Raw genomic sequence first — 19,432 nt, 5'->3', positions numbered from 1 at the left:
CTCCTAGTTTCTAATTAATTTTAACAGTCACATTTGCCTTTGAAACAATCTGATGACCATGATAAATATCGTAGTCAATAATAGCTGACCGTCTCGTATGATGGATAATGCGTGCTTGAATGCGCAATCTATCATCTATCTGAACCGCTTGCAAAAAATAGATTAGCATCTGCTCAATAATGAGATTTCGACCACTATTCACAACAAAATCTTGAGTCATGTGGGTCAGAATTTCTGCCAATACACCATTAGCCAAAACACCGTTCTTCTCTAGCATAAAGGGTTCCACTGTAATCACTACTTCATCATGGTGATAAGAAAGTTTTTGACCAATCTGCTCAGAAAAAGTAGGTAGAGCAGAAACTTGGGAACGACTCATCTTCTCCATGACATCTCGTCTGGTTACAACCCCAAGCAAGGTTTGATTATTTCGAACAACCGGTACCATTTCAAAGTCTTCAGCAATCATCCGTTGACTCACATTGGCAATATTTGTCGATAATCCAACTAAAAATAGACTACGAGACATGACCTTGTCAATTGTGGTACTTGGTGACTTATCACCTGCGTCTCTCATGGTTACAACACCAACAACAACCTGATGTTGATTGATAACTGGAAAACGACTGCTACGATTCTTACGAACCAAATCCAAATAATCTTTGACTGTGTCGGTTTCTCTCAGAAAACCATACTCATGACTTGGGCGATAAAGTTTCTCAACTGTCAAAATATCTGTTTTGATTTGTACATTTGACAGGGCTTTATTGATCATGGTCGCGACAGTGAAAGTGTCATGTTTGCTTCTTAAAACAGGAATTCCTTTTTGATTGGCCAGTTTAAGCACATCATCATGAACCTGAAATCCACCTGTAACCAGGACTGCATTTTCATTTTCCAAGGCTAGCAACTGAATACGGGTTCGGTCTCCGACAATCAAGAGCCCCCCATCGTGAAGGTAAGACAAGATATTTTGTTCAGTCATGGCACCAATTGAAAACTTACTGAATTCTCTCTCTAAACCTTCTTGCCCAGCCAGAACCTCAGAAGAAGTCACTTCTGCAATTTCAGCAAATGTTAATCTTTCGATAGCAACTTTCTGAGATTTAACACGGATAGTACCACTTCTTGGGCGAGTCTCTACAATTCCACGATTTTCAGCTTCTTTAATAGCCCGATAAGCCGTTCCATCACTGACTCCCAGATGATTGGAAATGCTACGAACACTGACCCTTTTACCGACAGGTAATTCCTCCAAATAGCTTAGAATTTCCTGATGCTTACTCATTGAATTCTCCTTTTACATACCGAAATTCAAAATAATCCCGCATTTTTCTTGTGTAGCGATCACTTCCCTTAAACTGACGAATCAAACGGAATCCAGACTTAAGGGCAACCCGTTGACTAGCTTCATTTTCAAGGTGGGTAATGATGGATAATTGTTTTAAGCCAAATTCTTCAAAAGAAAGCTGACAAATTTTTCTAACAACCTCTGTCATAAATCCTTGCGACCAAGCATCTTTTCTCAAAAAATAGCCAAGCTCAGCTTCTTTTTTGATTTCATCTAACTTCTCAAATTTAATAGAACCAATCATTTGTTGATTTTTCTGGTCACAAATTGCCCACACTCCCAAAGGGGACTTCATAAAGTAATTGGCCAGTGCATATTGACTTTCTTCCAGACTTGCCTGAGTTGGGAAAATAAATTGTAAATTTTCAGGATTTGAGGCTATCTCATGGAAGTCTTGACTATCACTAAAAAAGAAAGGACGCAAATACAAGCGATCCGTTTCAAAAAAAGAAAACATTGCTAATTTGGTCCAAATATTCATAAACACCTCTACGGTTTAATCCTCAATAAGTGTAATATCCGCTCCTAGATTACGTAATTTTTCGATAATATCTGAATAACCACGTAAGATGAACTCAATATTAGTAATTTCAGTTTTACCTTCAGCCATCAAACCAGCGATGACAAGTGCAGCACCAGCTCTAAGGTCAGTAGCTTTTACATTTGCACCACGTAAACTACGTCCACCAGTATATAAAATATGGTCATTTGTAGTCGTAATATCTGCATCCATCTTTGCTAGTTCAAAAACATGGTTTACTCGTTTTTCATAAATGGTATCAATAATGGTACCACGTCCCTCTGCTGTTAACAAGAGAGGAGTAATTGGTTGTTGCAAGTCAGTAGCAAAACCAGGATAAGGAGCTGTCTTAATATTGATTGCTTTCAAATTAGACTGTTCTTCAACAAAAATACTGTCTTCAGATACAGTCATTCGAACTCCCATTTCTTCCAACTTAGCGATGAATCCTTCTAAGTGTTCATAAAGAACATTATTAATACGAATTCCCTTACCGACTGCAGCAGCTAAGGAAATATATGTTCCTGCTTCAATACGGTCTGGAATCACCTGATGACGCGTTCCATGTAATCTGTCAACACCATCAATAATGATGATATTGGTTCCAGCACCACGGATATGGGCACCCATATTATTCAATAGAGTAGCAACATCAATAATCTCAGGTTCACGGGCTGCATTTTCAATAATAGTACGACCATTTGCTTTAACCGCAGCAATCATCGTATTAATCGTCGCACCCACACTAACCGTATCCATGTAGATACTTGCGCCGTGAAGTCCTGTATCTTTGGCAGATAACTTCATGTTATCTCCCTCGTAGCTAACAGTTGCTCCCATAGCTTCAAAAGCCTTAAGGTGTAAGTCAATAGGGCGAGGTCCCAAATCACATCCACCAGGTAAACCAACAGTGGCTTCACCAAAGCGACCTAAAAGACTTCCATAAAAATAATAAGATGCACGAAGACTGTTGATTTTCCCATAAGGCATTGGAATATTTTGAACACCTCGTGGATCAATCTCTAACACATCGTCATAACGCTTAACGGTAGCACCCATTAACTCCATGATTTCGACAAGACTAGCAACATCGGAAATATCTGGAACACAATCCAAAGTCACCACATCATCAGCCAAAATAATAGCTGGAATTAAGGCCACAACGCTATTTTTAGCACCGCTAATAGTGATTTCACCTTGCAAGGGTAATCCACCATTGATAACAATTTTTCTCATTCTAAATTTTTTATGCTCTTTCAAAATTTCTAAAAAGGTCCTACATTAAAGTATATCATAAATTCACCCTTTTTTCCATCATTTTCAATTATATTAGCTGAATCGTATTTATTGGTAAATGAGATGTCTTGAAATGTTTTGCCCCTTTTTTGCCCCCTAAATACAAAAATAGCCCTTCGGATAAAATCCGAGGGGCTAGAAACGTTGTTAAATCAACGGCCGAACTTTTGAATTTCAAGGTTCGGGATAAAATAGTTCACTGAACTATTTTATTTTTTAAGGTTGTAGAATGATTTCAATCCACGGTATTCAGCTACTTCACCAAGTTGGTCTTCGATGCGAAGCAATTGGTTGTATTTAGCGATACGGTCTGTACGTGAAAGTGAACCAGTCTTGATTTGTCCTGCGTTAGTTGCAACTGCGATGTCAGCGATTGTTGAATCTTCAGTTTCACCTGAACGGTGTGATACAACGGCAGTGTAACCAGCTTCTTTAGCCATTTCGATAGCTTCAAAAGTTTCAGTAAGAGTACCGATTTGGTTAACTTTGATAAGGATTGAGTTAGCAGCACCTTCTTGGATACCACGTGCAAGGTAGTCAGTGTTTGTTACGAAGAAGTCGTCACCAACAAGTTGTACTTTCTTACCAAGACGTTCAGTAAGAGCTTTCCAACCATCCCAGTCGTTTTCATCCATACCATCTTCGATAGTGATGATTGGGTATTTGTTAACCAATTCTTCAAGGTAATCGATTTGTTCTGCAGATGTACGAACAGCAGCGCCTTCACCTTCAAATTTAGTGTAGTCGTAAACTTTACGTTCTTTATCGTAGAATTCTGATGAAGCACAGTCAAATCCGATAAATACGTCTTTACCAGGAACATATCCAGCAGCTTCGATCGCAGCAAGGATAGTTTCAACACCGTCTTCAGTTCCTTCGAAACGAGGAGCGAATCCACCTTCGTCACCTACGGCAGTTTCCAAACCACGTGATTTAAGGATTTTCTTAAGAGCGTGGAAGATTTCAGCACCGTAACGAAGAGCTTCTTTAAATGTTGGCGCACCAACTGGCAAGATCATGAACTCTTGGAATGCGATTGGAGCGTCAGAGTGAGAACCACCGTTGATGATGTTCATCATTGGAGTTGGAAGAACTTTAGTGTTGAATCCACCAAGGTAGCTGTAAAGTGGGATTTCAAGGTAGTCAGCAGCAGCACGAGCTACAGCGATAGACACACCAAGGATTGCGTTTGCACCCAATTTACCTTTGTTAGGAGTACCGTCAAGAGCGATCATAGCACGGTCGATAGCTTGTTGATCACGTACATCGTAGCCAATGATAGCTTCAGCAATGATGTTGTTTACATTGTCAACAGCTTTTTGTGTACCAAGACCACCGTAACGAGATTTGTCACCGTCGCGAAGTTCAACTGCTTCGTGTTCACCAGTAGAAGCTCCTGATGGAACCATACCACGTCCGAAAGCACCTGATTCAGTGTAAACTTCTACTTCAAGTGTTGGGTTACCGCGTGAGTCTAGGACTTCGCGAGCGTAAACATCAGTAATAATTGACATTTTTTACTCTCCTTATGAGTTAAATTTTTTACACCTCTATAATACCTTAAAACCCCTCCTTTTTCAAGAAAAAACGTTATCTTTGTGCAAATTTTCCTTAACTTTATAAAGTAATCGCTTTCTTTTATCTGTTTTATTCTAACTTTTATGATATACTGTTTTCATGACAGATTTATCAAAACAATTACTTGAAAAAGCTCACGGTGGGCCAAAAATTAATCCGGATGAGCAAAGACGCTATCTTGGCACTTTTGAGGAAAGAGTTCTTGGATATGCAGATATTGACACAGCAAATAGCCCTCAGTTAGAAAAAGGCTTTTTATCTATTTTAGAAAACCTTCAGGAAAAAACAGAACCACTATTTGTGAAGATTTCACCAAATATCGAATTTGACAAGCAAGTTTTCTACTTAAAAGAAGCTAAAGAAACTGATAGTCAAGCTACCATTGTATCTGAAGAGCATACTTCTTCTCCTTTTGGCCTGATTATCCACACCAATGCACCAGTTCAAGTAGAAGAAAAGAACCTTCGACTTGCTTTTGCAAAACTTTGGGAAGTTAAAAAGGAAGAACAATCCAAAACATCCTTATGGAAAAAATGGTTTGGCTAAATCTTGTGCATATTTAATAAATGCCCTATATTGGCAGCCGTGTGCTCCAGATAGAGACTGGCATTTTTCAAACTATCTTCTAGAGGTTCACTTTTCTCCAAAATTGAAAAAGCTGCTTGGATATTCTCAAATGGTAGGGAATGTAAATCTTCAGCAATACTACCACAAATAGCAATGACCGGAACTCCGACAGGGGTTCTTTTTGCAACACCTATAGGCGCTTTACCTGCTAAACTTTGACGATCTAGCCTTCCTTCTCCTACAACTACCAAGTCAGCATGTGAAACTTTCTTATCAAAGTTGATTAAGTTCAAGCAGGTATCAATTCCAGACACGATATTTGCCTGAGCAAAGGCACACAAACCGCCAGCAATGCCTCCACCAGCTCCTGCTCCTTTAATTTCCAATGTTACAGGTGAGGCTTTTTCATAAAAATCTTGGATTGCCTGATCTACGACTGCAAACATAGTAGGTTGTAGGCCTTTTTGCTTGCCAAAAGTGTAAGTCGCACCTTGAGGACCACATAAGGGACTCACGACATCTGCTAAAATATGAATTTGAACACCTTCAGGAATTTCATAGCGTTTTTCTATTGAAACAGAAGCTAAATTTAATAAGGATTGACCGCAAGCAGGCAAGACATTTCCATCCTTATCATAGAATTGATACCCCAATCCAGCAGCAATACCAATACCGCCATCATTACTGGCCGTACCACCAACGCCGATATAGATATCTTTAATCCCTTGAGCAATGAGATGACGAATCAACTCTCCAATACCACAAGTTTGGATTTGAAGTGGATTTCGTTTCTCTAGCGGAATTTTTCCAAGGCCAACCAAGTCGGCAACTTCAAATAGCGCCAGTTCCCCTTTTTGAAAATAGCGCATGGCTTCTTTTTGGCCAAAAGGGCCTGTCACTTGGATCCATTTTTCTTCAAGGTCAAGAGAATGTCGAATAGCATCTACAGTACCTTCTCCCCCATCACCAACAGGGCAGAGGAGACATTCTACATCTGTTATCGATTGTTGGAAGCCTCTTTTTATTGCTTCAGCTACCTCTTCAGCGGTCAAGCTTTCCTTAAACGAATCCGGTGCAATTACAATCTTCATATTTTCCCTCATTCTAAAAAGTCAATCAAAGGTAGAACTTCTAAAAAATCTCTCTTGTCAACATGATTTGGTATTTCTTTTTTGAGCACTTCTTTGGCACAAAAGGCAATTCCAAGCCCCGCCGACTTCAACATCAATAAATCATTGGCCCCATCACCGATTGCAACCGTTCTATCTTTAGGAAGTTGCAGTTCCTTTCTCCATTGTTCTAGAGTATCTTTTTTGACCTGGGGATTGATAATTTGTCCAACTAATTTTCCTGTTAGAAGACCATCTTTAACTTCAAGTTGGTTGGCAGAGAAATAGGAAATACTAAGGGATTTTGCTAATCTCCCAACTATTGGTGTAAATCCACCGGACACCAGACCAACTAGGATGCCATTCGTTTGGAGAATAGAAATAAATTTCTGTGCATTTGGTGATAGATGAATAGAGTCGAAAGCTTTATCAAATACAGAGACAGGAAGGCCTTCCAAGAAGGAAACTCTTTTTCTTAAACTGCTTTCAAAGTCTAACTCTCCTCTCATTACCCGACTTGTAATCTGCGAAATTTCCTCCTCACGACCTACCTCTCTTCCCAAAAGGTCAATCACTTCTTCTAGGATTAAGGTGCCGTCAACATCCATGACACACAAGCCTTTTATTTGAGACATAAGATCTCCTCTCTAAACAGCCCAAAAATCGTATGAAGTCATCATACGATTTTATCTATTAGTTAACTAAACTATGGTACAAGTCAAGGTATGATTTGCAGGCTGTATCCCATGAGAAATCACACTCCATAGCTTGTTTTTGTAAGTTTCTCCAAACGTCAGGATGGTTTCTGTACAAGTCCAATGCAGTTTGGAAAGTCCAATTTAACCAATAAGGAGATAGATTGTCAAAGCTAAAGCCAGTACCGCTTCCTTCAATTGGATTGAAAGCGCGAACGGTATCTCGCAAGCCACCAACTTCATGGACTAATGGCAAGGTTCCGTAACACATAGCCATCATCTGAGACAAGCCACACGGTTCGAAACGACTCGGCATGAGGAAGAGGTCACAAGCAGCGTAGATTTCTTGAGCAAGTTTGACATCAAAAGTAATATTTGCTGATAACTTGTCAGGATAAATCTGAGCAAACCATGAGAAAGCTCCTTCAAAGGCTGGATCACCAGTTCCCAAAAGAACAATCTGAACATCATTTTGCAAGATATGATGCAAACTTTCGACCACGACATCAAAACCTTTTTGGCGTGTCAAACGAGAAACAATTCCCACCAGTGGAACGTCAGCTCTAACTGGCAAGCCAACTCTCTCTTGCAATTTTGCCTTATTTTGGGCTTTTCCAGACAAATCTTCCTGATTGAAATGATAATCTAAAAGAGCATCCGTCTGAGGATTATACAGGTCAGCATCAATCCCGTTCACGATACCAGATACCTTGCCAGACTCCATTCGAAGAATCTGATCCAAGTTACATCCGAACTGACTGGTCATAATTTCATGAGCATAGCTAGGCGAAACGGTTGAAACACGGTCTGCATAAAGAATACCAGCTTTCATCCAGTTCAGACAGTTGTTCCAGCGAAGGGTACCATCAGCATAACGTTCAAAGCCGACTCCAAACAAATCCCATAACATTCCTTCTGAAAATTGTCCTTGAAATTCCAAATTATGAATGGTTAAAACAGTTTTAATTCCTTGATAGGCTTGAATCCAACGGTATTTTTCCTTCAACAAGAAAGGAATCATGGCTGTATGGTAATCATGAACATGGAGAAGGTCAGGAATAAAGTCAATCCTTTCCATAACCTCAATGGCAGCCAGTTGGAAGAAAGCGAAACGTTCCCCATCGTCAAAATCACCGTAAACATGACCACGGAAGAAATAATATTGGTTGTCAATAAAGTAGAAGGTCACACCGTTTAAGACTGTTTTCTTAATCCCACAGTACTGTCTGCGCCAACCAACACTCACCTCAAAATGAAGAACATCTTCAATTTGATTTCCAAATTTAGCCTCTACCATGTCATAGTAGGGTAAAATCACTGCAACTTCGTGCCCAGCTTTTACTAGTGATTTGGGAAGAGCGCCAATGACGTCTCCCAAACCACCTGTTTTTGAAAAGGGTGCACCCTCTGCTGCTACAAATAAAATTTTCATGAATGAATATCCTCTGTTACTTTAGCACCTTTCTTAACCACAACTGGATGTTCTGCAGTTCCACGGATCACAACTCCATCCGCAACTTCCACACCCTTGTCCAAGATAGCATATTCGACCTGAGCTCCTTCTCCAATAACAACACGAGGGAAGAGCAGACTATCTTTAACCAGGCTATCCTTATGTACATGAATATTACGTGATAGAACAGAATTAGCCACTTGACCTTCAATAATACTACCAGACGCAAACTGAGAAGTGCTTACTTTAGAGGTATTAGCATAATAAGTTGGCTCTTCGTTTTTGACCTTTGTATAAATCTTTTGATTTGGTGAGAAGAGAGAGTAGAATTTTTGTGATTCAAGCATATCGATATTCGCTTTATAATACGACTCTACAGAGTGAATATTTGCCAGATAACCTGTGTACTCGTAGGCAAAAGCCCCTTCTTTTGCAGCTAAATCTCGTAAAACATAACGCAATTTCTCTGGATGTTCTTTCTTAGCCTCTTCTTCTAAGCGTTCAATCAACCAAGGGGTATCAACGACAAAGATATCTGTCGACATATTGTAAACTTCATCTGATGATTTACTATCAAAGAGTTTATGAGAACGAACATGGTCTGTTTCATCCACTTCCAAGATTGCGTTTACTTCTGAAATGTCTTTCTTAGCTAGTTTTTTATAAACTACAGTGATAGGCCCTTTTGTTGTACTATGTAGATGGAAAACTTGGTTCAAATCAATATTAATCAAAACATCACAGTTGAGTGAAACTGTTTGGTTTGAGCCAGAACGTTTCAAGTAAGTAAGAAGTTGTTGGTAGTATTCTTTTCCAACTGTACTACTTTCCACACGAGTATTGTAAATACCTAGATAATAGTGGCTAAGAAGAGTTGACAAGCCCCACTCACGTCCTGAACGGATATGGTCAAAGACTGAGCTAATATTATCTTGTTGGAAAATACCAAAGATACTACGGACACCTGCATTAGCAAGACTTGAAAGCGGGAAGTCGATCAAGCGATATTTACCACCGAAAGGCAAACTAGCCACTGGACGGTGTTCTGTCAGTGTTGACATATCATGAAAACCAACTGTGTTTCCTAAAATGGCAGAATATTTATCAATCTTCATCTGTTGCTACCCCCACTACTTCATTATATCCTACAACTTGTACTTCTTCTGTTCCATCAATTTCAACACCGTCAGAAATAACTGCACCTTCACCAATAATGGCACGCTTGATTTTAGCTCCGTGTCCAATAATGGCTCCACTCATGATAACTGAATCTACTACTTCTGCCCCTTCGCGAACTTGCGCACCTGTTGAAAGGATAGAATGTTTAACAGTTCCATCTACGAAACAGCCATCGACAACCAAGGAATCTTCCACATGAGCATTTGCACCAAGGAAGTTTGGTGGTGAAATTAAGTTTCTTGAGTAAATCTTCCATTGACGGTTACGGCTATCCAAGGCATTTTCTGGTGAAATATATTCCATGTTCGCTTCCCAAAGCGATTCAATCGTACCAACGTCTTTCCAGTAACCGTTAAATTCATAGGCATAGACACTTTCACCTGACTCAAGGTAATTTGGAATGACATTCTTACCGAAGTCTGACATATCCACATTGCTCTTTTCAGCAGTAACAAGCATATTGCGCAGACGTTGCCAATCAAAAATGTAAATTCCCATAGAAGCTTTTGTAGATTTAGGTTGAGCTGGTTTTTCTTCAAATTCAACAATGCGGTTATTGGCATCTGTGTTCATAATACCAAAACGACTAGCTTCTTTAAGAGGGACGTCTAAAACCGCTACTGTCAAGCTGGCATTATTATCTTTGTGAGACTGGAGCATATCATCATAATCCATTTTGTAGATATGGTCCCCAGATAGAATCAAGACATACTCAGGATTGACACTGTCGATATAATCAATATTTTGGTAAATAGCGTGGCTAGTCCCCTCAAACCAACGATTTCCTTCACTTGCAGAATAAGGTTGAAGAATAGAGACACCAGAATTGATACCGTCTAGTCCCCAGCTTGAACCATTACCAATATGGTTGTTGAGAGCAAGTGGTTGGTACTGTGTAATGACTCCAACATTGTTGATGCCTGAGTTGGCACAGTTTGAAAGAGCAAAGTCAATGATACGGTAGCGCCCACCAAATTGCACAGCTGGTTTTGCAATGCTTTGAGTGAGTTTACCGAGACGAGTTCCTTGCCCACCAGCAAGAATCAAAGCTAACATTTCATTCTTCATTTTCTACTCCTTTTTGGTTTTTACTTGTGACGGTTTTAGTAGGTTTCAAGCGGCGTTTGATTTTCCAAACACTTGCTCCCATAGCCGGTAGGGTAAAGGTCAAGGTCTGCTCATAATCTTTCCATAGTCCTTCTTGCGTTTGCACAGTTTGATTATGTTCTTTCCAAACGCCTCCCCACTCTTCTAACTCAGTATTCCAGACTTCTTCGTAAATCCCTGCAACAGGAAGTCCGATTGTAAAATCTTTTCGTTCAACAGGTGCCATATTAAAGATGCAGACTAGCATGTCGCCCTTCTTACCCTTACGGATGAAGGAAAGAACACTCTGGTCTCGATTATCCGCATCAATGATTTCAATACCATCATAGCTGGTATCGACTTCCCACAGACAGCGATGATCTTTGTAAAACTGGTTTAGCTGAGAAGTGAAATACTTCATCTTAGCATTCATTGGATCTTCTAGATTAGACCATTCCAACTGCTCTTCAGATCTCCATTCTAGGAATTGGCCGTATTCACTACCCATGAAGAGCAATTTCTTACCAGGGTGACAAATTTGGTAAGTGTAGAGATTGCGCAAACCTGCGAATTGATTATAGCGATCTCCCCACATCTTGTGCATCATACTCTTCTTGCCATGAACCACTTCATCGTGCGAGAATGGTAGGAGATAGTTTTCCTTGAAGACATACATAAAGCTGAAAGTCACAAGATTAAAGTCATATTTACGGTAAATCGGATCTTCTTCGTAGAATCGGAGGATATCATTCATCCAGCCCATATTCCACTTGTAGTCAAATCCTAGACCACCAAGCTCTTTCATTCCCGTAATCTTGGTTGCTGACGAACTTTCTTCTGCGATCATCATCACATCTGGATGAACTAGTTTAATTACATCATTCAAGCGTTGAAGGAAATAATAACCCTCATAGTTGAGATTGCCACCATCTTTATTAGGTGTCCATGGAGCATCATCGTAGTCTAAATAGAGTATATTGCTGACAGCATCCACACGAATACCATCAAGATGGTAAAAGTCAATCCAAAACTTAATACTAGAAATCAGGAAGGACTGGACTTCATTTTTTCCAAGGTCAAAATTGAGAGCGCCCCAACCATAGTTATGAGCCTTATTATGGTCTTGGTACTCAAAAGTCGGTGTCCCATCATAATAAGCTAAGGCATCATCATTAATGGTGAAATGACCAGGTACCCAGTCTACAATAACCCCAATATTGTTTAAGTGACATTCCTCAACAAAATCTTGAAACTCTTCAGGACGACCATAGGCATGCTCTAGAGCAAAGTAACCCATAAGCTGATAGCCCCAACTCAAACCTAGTGGGTGAGACATCAAAGGCATAAACTCAATATGAGTATAGTTCATCTCAACCAAGTAAGGAATGAGTTCATCTTTCAATTGAGCAAAACTATAGGGGTTGCCATCAGGATTTCTCTTCCAAGAACCAGCATGGACCTCATAAATATTAACAGGACGCTCTTCAAAGCTCAAGCGTTTTCTACGGGCTAGCCAGAGACCATCCTTCCATTTCTTTTCTGGAATATCTGTTAAAATAGCACCAGTCCCAGGTCGTGCCTCATACCGTACAGCCAAAGGGTCAATCTTCATCAGCTGATGACCATTTGCACGTGTGATATGATACTTATAAATTTGACCTTCTTGAGCAAGACTGGTAAAGACTTCCCATACTCCAAATTCATTCCGTTCCATCGGAATTTGATTTTCAACCCAATTGGTGAAATCCCCTACCAAGTGAACAGCCTGAGCATTGGGTGCCCATACACGAAAAGTGTAGCCATACACACCATTTTTTTCTTCCCTATGAGCTCCCAGATAGTGCTGGAGGTGAAAATTTTCACCTGTCATAAAGGTTTTTAAAGCATTATTCTTATCCATACACCCTCCTATTTCTGTAAGCGTTTTCTATAGATTTATTATACTACCTTTTTAGGGAAGATTCAAGTAAATTACGGAATTTGCAAAAAAATCTTTTGAAAGTCTTCAACAAATTCACTGATGTGTTCACTTGTAAATCAAGAAATTTTCAGAAACGCTTTGAAAACGAATTGTTTTTTTATAATACTATCATAAAGTTCGTTATTTAGCTAACAAAAGTATTGTTTTTAAGTAAAAAAAGAAACCAGGAAACGAATTTCCTGATTTTATCTTTTATCTCACATCAAAAACAATGGATTTGACATTTGTCATCGCTTCAATGCTATATTTAATTCCTTGAACACCAGCACCAGAACCTTTGACACCAAGAAATGGGAAATTATCTGGCCCACGCTGGGTTTTATTATTAATATGGACTGTACCCACTTCAAGTTTTTCAGCGATTTCAAAGGCCTTTTTGAAATCATTTGTAAAGACTGAGGATTGAAGGCCGAATTCAGATTCGTTGGCAAAGGCTATAGCTTCTTCTACACTAGCCACACGGATAATTGGTAAAACAGGACCAAATGGCTCTTCCCATGCCACTTTCATATCTTTTGTAACTTGGTCAAAAAGTACTGGCCAGAGAAGATTGCCTTCGCGTTTGATTGGTGTAAGAGCCTGAGCACCTTTTTCTTGTGCATCCTCAATCAAGTCCCAAATAAAGTCTGCTGAAGTATTGTCGATAACTGGTGTGATATCAGCATTGTCAAATAGGTCACCAACTGTTAATTTAGTAACCTCTGCTTGAAGCAAAGCAGCTAATGTATCTGCTACACTTTCGAGAACAATAACACGTTTAATGGCTGTACAACGTTGACCTGAATAGCTAAAGGCTCCCGCAACAATTTGATTGGCAGCGTGTTCCAAATCTGCATCTTCTAGTACAAGAGCTACATCTTTCCCACCAAGCTCCAACATAATCGGACGCATACCAGCCAAACGACCAATACGTTCTCCGATAGGAGTTGAACCTGTAAAGTTGATGAAGTTGACTTCTTTGTGCTCAATGATATAATCCCCAATTTCTGAACCACGACCCGTAATGGTATTGAAAACACCATCCGGAATCCCTGCTTCTTCAAACGCTTTAGCCAGCAAGAGCCCAGAAATAGAACCTTGTGTTGGTGGCTTAAACATGACTACATTCCCTGCAATCAAGGCAGGTGCAATTTTAGAAGCAGATAAATTAACTGGATAATTAAAGGGAGCAATAGCCAGCACGACACCAACTGGCTCGCGACGAACAACGGCCAATTTATTTTTACTTGCTGCTTCAAAACCGCCACCTTCCATTGCTTGTCCAGTGATACGGAGACCTTCTTCAGCAGCATAGCGAATCAAGTCTGCGGTACGCACCACTTCTCCAATAGCTGCTTTAATTCCCTTTGCCACTTCTTTGGCAAGTATAGTCCCAATTTCTTCCTTATCACGCTCTAAAATAGCTGCTGTTTTGTGCAAATAAGCCGCGCGTTCAACTGCTGATAAAGCTCGCCACGCAGGCAAAGCTGCACGCGCAGCTTTCATAGCCTCATCTACTTCTGCCTGAGTCATAGCTGGAACAGTCCCTAATTCTTCTTGATTGATTGGTGAATAAATCGTAATTCTTGTTCAGCTGATTTCCATTTTCCATTTACTAAATTCTGATATCTTGTCAAATTCTCATCCTCCTGAAAATGATTAAGACATATTTTACCAAATTTTCAGAAAATCACAACACTTTTTGCAAGTTTTTTGAGATTATTTTCACAAACTTGATTTTTCAAAGTATACCCAATAAAAATAAAAAAATCAGACTAGGAATCTAGCTCGGTCAAGGCGAAACTGATATACTTTGAAGAAATTTTCGAAGAGCATAAATTAGTACTATAATAAAATGAAACAAGAAATGAACAATTTGGGGTTGAAATTAAAATAAATTTATAACAACGTTTTAGAAGCAACATTGTACTATTCTCGATTCAGTTCATTAGACCTATAACTAACATAGATTACTGAAACAGAGTCTAGGTAAAAGTCTTTATAATAAAAAGACACCCTATCAAGTGTTCAAACACTTTGATAGGGTGCGTTGTTTCGTGAAAATATTTATCAAATTTTCTATACAGGCGAGCTGTTAGCTAAGCTCTTTCTATTCATTCAATTTCAATGAATGGATTTTTTAGTAATGCTCATAACTGAGAATTTTGCTGTGTTAAAATAGCGAGATAGATGGTATTATAAAACAGTCAAGACAGCTAGACTAATATCATCTATAACATTGTCTTCTTTTGAGCGACTGTTGGTTACCAACATGGCTAAATTTCCTGCATTTTCAAAGTATAAGGAAGTTCCCTTGGCATTGAATACTACCAATAGATGTTCTGGTCCCCCGTGAATCTCGTAAACAATCCATCCGCTATTTTCTGCAGCTGTGTGGACAAAGACATGACGGTAAACTTCTTCGTATGTAGGATAAGAAAAGGCGCTAGTCTGTGTTTTCAGTCGAATAATTTGACGGACAAAGTCAATGCTTTCTTGTCTTTCATTGATTAAATCCCAGTTTATCTGGTTGACACTGTCAGGAGCCTTGTAACTATTCATAGCACGTTCTCGGTCTGCTGGAGTGAGTTGTTCATGGTCACCTGTCGGAATTAATTTGGTTCGACCAAATTCTTGGCCAATTTCCATAAAGGACATTCCTTGCATGAGAAGGTTCATTGCTGTCGCCGTCTCAACCTTGCGCATAATCTGGTTTGAACTTTGATCAGGATGAAGTGTTGCCAGCAAATCATGAAGATTATAATTATCATGGGCTTCAACATAGTTGAGAACCTGGTTTGGACTGAGATAAGAACCTAATTCTCGGCTACCAAGAATGGCCTTGGCAATGATTGGTTCGGTGGCTGCACCACTTACAAATCCTGACTTGATTGAACCATAAACTTCTCCTCCTTTGACCGCATCACGCTGATCATCATTGAAGAATCCGATATTTGGCATTTGGTAGGCATTGTCCTTCTTGGCCTTATCATAAGGTGCAAGACATGTTCCCATATCCCAGCCTTCTCCATAAGTGATAATACGGGGATCAACCTCATCTAGCGCCCAACGAATCGCTTGCATGGTTTTGACATCATGAATACCCATCAAGTCAAAACGGAAGCCGTCAATATTGTATTCCTGTACCCAGTATAGAAGAGAATCAATCATGTACTTGCGGAACATTTCGTGTTCACTGGCTGTTTCATTTCCAACACCCGTTCCATTCTGGAAGGTACCGTCTGGATTCATACGATAGTAGTAATCAGGGACAGTTGTTTGGAAAGGTGCATCAACTACTGAGAAGGTATGATTATAGACCACATCCATAATGACACCAATACCCGCATCGTGATAGGCTTGAACCATGGTCTTCAAATCGCGAATGACCTGCCCTGGATCATCTGTATTACTAGAAAAACTTGGTTCTGGTGCATTGTAGTTTTGAGGGTCATAACCCCAGTTATAGGTTACATTTCCATCCTCATCGTATTCCTTGTGGCGATCAAAGATAGGCTGGAGTTGAACATAGTTGCAGCCAAGTTCTTTGATATAGTCAAAGGCGGTTGCTTGTCCGAATTGGTTTACAGTTCCAGTCTGGGCAGCACCAAGGAAGGTTCCACGGAGATGCTCTGCAACTCCAGATGTCGGAGATTTGGTTAAATCTCGGATATGCATTTCACAGATAACTGCTTTACATGGATTTTCCAAACGCCAAGGCGCTTCTGTTCCATGTTTGACCACAAATCCTTCTACTTGTCTGTCTTGATGAGAAAGAATTACGGAACGTTTGCCGTCAGGACTTGTGGCAATCGTGTAAGGATCTCTCGTCACAGTCTGGTGGTGAGGAAAGTCAATCTGATACTGATAAGCCTTGCCAGCAAGATTTTCATCTAAGTCTAGACTCCAAACACCAATGGTATTGTACTTATGACTGTATGAATAGCTATTACCACGCTCTAGATTAAAGGTTTTCCAAATCGGAGCGTCGTTGCTGGTATTTTCGTAGACAACCACCTGTACAGCAGTAGCCGTAGGAGCCCAAAGTTTAAAGCTAGTCTGATAATCTGAAAGACTGTAACCTAGTTCTCCTTGGTAGCCCCAGTGGTGATCAAAACTAGCGCTATGTATTGCTCTATCAAAAGCAAATGGATTTTGATCTTTGTAGTAAGGACTAGCAATGGCTGGGTTTTCAGAATAATAAACAGTCTCGTCGCCCTCTAAAATCCAAACTTCTGTCAGAAGCGGATAGTAGTTATAACGCACGGAATATTCCTTAACTGTCCCATCAATCTCGACAGAAAACTTCAGGTTTTCTAACTTTTCTTGACTTGTAACTGTGAAGGAGAACTTTGCTCCAAAAAAGTTATTTTCATAATACAATTTTTCAACATTGTCCGCCTGTTTTCTACTAAATGAACAGGCTGCATAATCCCCGTTTTTTCGATGAAAATGGATGACTACAGGGTAATTAAACATTTCTTTTCCTAATTTCTAATTTTAATTTAATTTTTTATGTGGTGCTGATAGATTCAGCGATTTAATTTCTTACTCAAGATAGACTCAATCCATGTCAAAACACTTTAGGAAAGACAGTTTCAGACTATCTAACACCTAGCCTTCTACTATTCTTTATAAACTTTCTAGCCAAGCTTCGTCTCGAACCTCGATACCAAGTTCTTGTGCTTTTTGCAGTTTACTTCCAGCATCTGCACCAGCAACGACGAGGTTGGTCTTTTTAGAAACACTGCCTGTCACTTTGGCACCCAGACTTTCGAGTTTACTTTTAGCTTCTGAGCGCTTGAGACGTTCCAATTTTCCTGTCAATACAACGGTCAAACCTGACAAGGCTGCATCTGCTACAACCGTATGGCCTTTATAGTTCAAATTGACCCCAGCTTCTTTCAATTCTCTGAGGAGAATTTCAGACCCCTCTGTCGCAAAATAAGTCTGAAGACTCTTGGCAATCACACCACCCAGACTTTCAATACTAGCCACTTCCTCTGGATCTGCCTGAGCCAGATTTTCAATCGAATGGAAATGTTGAAGTAAGAGCTGACTGGCCTTACTTCCGACATGGCGAATTCCTAGACCAAACAAGAGCTTCTCAGCAGAATTTTCCTTGGAAGCTTGGATGGCCTGATAAAGTTTAGCAGCAGACTTTTCCTTAACACCCTCTAAAAGGAGGAAATCTTCTTCTCGCAAACGGTAAATATCCGCTACATCATTTACTAAATTAGCAGCAAAGAGTTTTTCGACTACTGAGGGACCAAGACCTGTAATATTCATAGCATCACGAGAGGCAAAGTGAATCAAACCTTCCATGATTTGGGCAGGACAACGCGGATTGATACAACGGAGAGCCACTTCATCTTCAAAGTGCAACAAGTCAGAATCACAACTTGGGCAGTTTGTAGGGATATCTAGTTTCTCTTCAGAAACCCGTTTGGACTCTACTACACGTAAAACAGCAGGGATGATGTCCCCAGCCTTATAGACGATAACCGTGTCGTCTTTGCGGATATCTTTTTCAGCAATATAATCCACATTATGCAGGGTCGCACGGCTAACAGTTGTACCAGCTAGTTGTACTGGTGTTAGATTTGCAGTCGGAGTTACAACACCCGTACGGCCAACTGTCCAATCAACTGATAAGAGTTGAGCTTCTTTTTCTTCAGCTGGGAACTTGTAGGCCACTGCCCACTTTGGAGCCTTAACGGTAAAACCAAGTTCTTCTTGACTTACTAGGTCGTTTACCTTGATCACCACTCCATCAATGTCATAAGGTAAATTATCCCGTTCTTGTCCTACTTCTTGGATGAAATCCCATATCTCATCCATGCTTTCAGCCAAGATTCGCTTTGGATTGACCACAAAACCTAGTTGTTCAAGGTGCTTCAACACTTTTTCTTGACTATCTCGAGTTGAAGGGCTGGCTTCCTGATAGAGAAACGTTGCAAGATTGCGCTTGGCTACTACAGCTGTGTCCAACTGACGCAGGGTTCCTGCCGCTGCATTACGAGGATTGGCAAATTCAGGCTCTCCATTTTCTTGGCGAGCTTGGTTGACCTGATCAAAAGAAGCGCGTGGCATGTAACACTCCCCACGAACTGTGATATCTAGTTCTTCTGGCAAGGTCAAAGGAATGTCCTTAACACGCTTGAGGTTTTCTGTGATATTTTCCCCAACAGAACCATCTCCGCGCGTTGCCCCAGCAACTAAAATCCCCTTTTCATACGTCAGCGAGATAGATAAGCCATCGATTTTCAGCTCACAAATATAGGTTGGATGGGCTACTTCCTTACGAACACGCGCATCAAAAGCTTCAAGCTCCTCACGTGAAAAAGCATCCTGCAAACTATAAAGAGGATACTGATGACTATATTTTTCAAAACCATCTAAAACCTTGCCACCAATACGATGGGTTGGACTGTCTGCTAACACTTGATCTGGATAGGCAGTTTCTAACTCAACCAACTCTCTGTAAAGGCGATCATACTCACTGTCAGAAATCGACGGATTATCGCTGGTATAGTACTCAGTCGCATAGCGATTTAGCAAGGCGACTAACTCATTCATTCTTTTATTCATAAAACCATTTTACCACAAAGTAAGCCCTCCTCACAAACGAGAAGGGC

General features: G+C 40.2%; 13 protein-coding genes and 1 pseudogene. 1 reads left to right on the top strand and 13 read right to left on the bottom strand.

Features of this window, described 5'->3' with window-relative positions:
* Positions 1–10: 10 nt before the first annotated feature.
* The 4 genes from spxR to eno form a co-directional block, all read right to left on the bottom strand.
* Positions 11–1,288, bottom strand: coding sequence for a CBS-HotDog domain-containing transcription factor SpxR (gene spxR / locus RYK12_RS02205; protein WP_261804704.1), 1,278 nt, complete (start codon positions 1,286–1,288; stop codon positions 11–13).
* Positions 1,281–1,832: a GNAT family N-acetyltransferase gene (locus tag RYK12_RS02200; protein WP_125393284.1), complete on the bottom strand. Its 552-nt coding sequence runs from the start codon at positions 1,830–1,832 to the stop codon at positions 1,281–1,283. Before RYK12_RS02200 ends, spxR begins: the two co-directional genes overlap by 8 nt.
* Positions 1,833–1,847: 15 nt before the next feature.
* Positions 1,848–3,107 (bottom strand): UDP-N-acetylglucosamine 1-carboxyvinyltransferase, encoded by a 1,260-nt coding sequence (locus tag RYK12_RS02195; RefSeq protein WP_064276041.1) that lies wholly within the window; start codon positions 3,105–3,107, stop codon positions 1,848–1,850.
* 269 nt (positions 3,108–3,376) lie between these two features.
* Entirely contained in the window at positions 3,377–4,681 is a 1,305-nt protein-coding gene (gene eno, locus RYK12_RS02190) for a surface-displayed alpha-enolase (protein WP_000022813.1), read from the bottom strand.
* Positions 4,682–4,844: 163 nt separating this feature from the next.
* On the opposite strand from eno, the gene RYK12_RS02185 reads away from it, so the two are divergent.
* Positions 4,845–5,291: a DUF1694 domain-containing protein gene (locus RYK12_RS02185; RefSeq protein WP_314846670.1), complete on the top strand. Its 447-nt coding sequence runs from the start codon at positions 4,845–4,847 to the stop codon at positions 5,289–5,291.
* Here the strand turns inward: RYK12_RS02185 and RYK12_RS02180 are convergent.
* The 9 genes and pseudogenes from RYK12_RS02180 to ligA form a co-directional block, all read right to left on the bottom strand.
* Complete coding sequence (locus RYK12_RS02180) at positions 5,288–6,403, bottom strand: glycerate kinase (RefSeq protein ID WP_314846669.1); 1,116 nt, start codon at positions 6,401–6,403, stop codon at positions 5,288–5,290. The genes RYK12_RS02185 and RYK12_RS02180 overlap by 4 nt on opposite strands.
* Positions 6,404–6,411: 8 nt before the next feature.
* Positions 6,412–7,056, bottom strand: coding sequence for a phosphoserine phosphatase SerB (gene serB / locus RYK12_RS02175; RefSeq protein WP_314846668.1), 645 nt, complete (start codon positions 7,054–7,056; stop codon positions 6,412–6,414).
* Between the two features lie 58 nt (positions 7,057–7,114).
* Positions 7,115–8,548: a glycogen synthase GlgA gene (glgA, locus tag RYK12_RS02170; protein WP_314846667.1), complete on the bottom strand. Its 1,434-nt coding sequence runs from the start codon at positions 8,546–8,548 to the stop codon at positions 7,115–7,117.
* Positions 8,545–9,684: a glucose-1-phosphate adenylyltransferase subunit GlgD gene (gene glgD, locus RYK12_RS02165; protein WP_314846666.1), complete on the bottom strand. Its 1,140-nt coding sequence runs from the start codon at positions 9,682–9,684 to the stop codon at positions 8,545–8,547. The genes glgA and glgD overlap by 4 nt, the downstream gene beginning before the upstream one ends.
* A complete protein-coding gene (locus tag RYK12_RS02160) occupies positions 9,674–10,816 on the bottom strand; it encodes a glucose-1-phosphate adenylyltransferase (RefSeq protein ID WP_314846665.1) in 1,143 nt (380 codons plus the stop codon). The genes glgD and RYK12_RS02160 overlap by 11 nt, the downstream gene beginning before the upstream one ends.
* Positions 10,806–12,734: a 1,4-alpha-glucan branching protein GlgB gene (glgB, locus tag RYK12_RS02155; protein WP_314846663.1), complete on the bottom strand. Its 1,929-nt coding sequence runs from the start codon at positions 12,732–12,734 to the stop codon at positions 10,806–10,808. The genes RYK12_RS02160 and glgB overlap by 11 nt, the downstream gene beginning before the upstream one ends.
* 273 nt (positions 12,735–13,007) lie before the next feature.
* Positions 13,008–14,431, bottom strand: a pseudogene (locus tag RYK12_RS02150) (NADP-dependent glyceraldehyde-3-phosphate dehydrogenase).
* Between the two features lie 559 nt (positions 14,432–14,990).
* Positions 14,991–17,273 (bottom strand): type I pullulanase, encoded by a 2,283-nt coding sequence (gene pulA, locus RYK12_RS02145; RefSeq protein ID WP_314846662.1) that lies wholly within the window; start codon positions 17,271–17,273, stop codon positions 14,991–14,993.
* Between the two features lie 153 nt (positions 17,274–17,426).
* Positions 17,427–19,385: an NAD-dependent DNA ligase LigA gene (gene ligA / locus RYK12_RS02140; RefSeq protein ID WP_314846661.1), complete on the bottom strand. Its 1,959-nt coding sequence runs from the start codon at positions 19,383–19,385 to the stop codon at positions 17,427–17,429.
* Between the last annotated feature and the right edge of the window lie 47 nt (positions 19,386–19,432).

The organism is uncultured Streptococcus sp. (assembly GCF_963518475.1).
Taxonomy (GTDB): domain Bacteria; phylum Bacillota; class Bacilli; order Lactobacillales; family Streptococcaceae; genus Streptococcus.
Note: the sequence above shows the minus strand (reverse complement) of the source record. Positions and strands in the feature narration are given on the sequence as shown.

Bases quoted from the DNA above. Each gene is read 5' to 3' on its own strand.
- serB (WP_314846668.1), bottom strand. From the start codon at position 7,056: ATGTCTCAAATAAAAGGCTTGTGTGTCATGGATGTTGACGGCACCTTA.
- glgA (WP_314846667.1), bottom strand. From the start codon at position 8,548: ATGAAAATTTTATTTGTAGCAGCAGAGGGTGCACCCTTTTCAAAAACA.
- glgD (WP_314846666.1), bottom strand. From the start codon at position 9,684: ATGAAGATTGATAAATATTCTGCCATTTTAGGAAACACAGTTGGTTTT.
- spxR (WP_261804704.1), bottom strand. From the start codon at position 1,288: ATGAGTAAGCATCAGGAAATTCTAAGCTATTTGGAGGAATTACCTGTC.
- pulA (WP_314846662.1), bottom strand. From the start codon at position 17,273: ATGTTTAATTACCCTGTAGTCATCCATTTTCATCGAAAAAACGGGGAT.
- glgB (WP_314846663.1), bottom strand. From the start codon at position 12,734: ATGGATAAGAATAATGCTTTAAAAACCTTTATGACAGGTGAAAATTTT.
- RYK12_RS02185 (WP_314846670.1), top strand. From the start codon at position 4,845: ATGACAGATTTATCAAAACAATTACTTGAAAAAGCTCACGGTGGGCCA.
- RYK12_RS02200 (WP_125393284.1), bottom strand. From the start codon at position 1,832: ATGAATATTTGGACCAAATTAGCAATGTTTTCTTTTTTTGAAACGGAT.
- ligA (WP_314846661.1), bottom strand. From the start codon at position 19,385: ATGAATAAAAGAATGAATGAGTTAGTCGCCTTGCTAAATCGCTATGCG.
- eno (WP_000022813.1), bottom strand. From the start codon at position 4,681: ATGTCAATTATTACTGATGTTTACGCTCGCGAAGTCCTAGACTCACGC.
- RYK12_RS02160 (WP_314846665.1), bottom strand. From the start codon at position 10,816: ATGAAGAATGAAATGTTAGCTTTGATTCTTGCTGGTGGGCAAGGAACT.
- RYK12_RS02195 (WP_064276041.1), bottom strand. From the start codon at position 3,107: ATGAGAAAAATTGTTATCAATGGTGGATTACCCTTGCAAGGTGAAATC.
- RYK12_RS02180 (WP_314846669.1), bottom strand. From the start codon at position 6,403: ATGAAGATTGTAATTGCACCGGATTCGTTTAAGGAAAGCTTGACCGCT.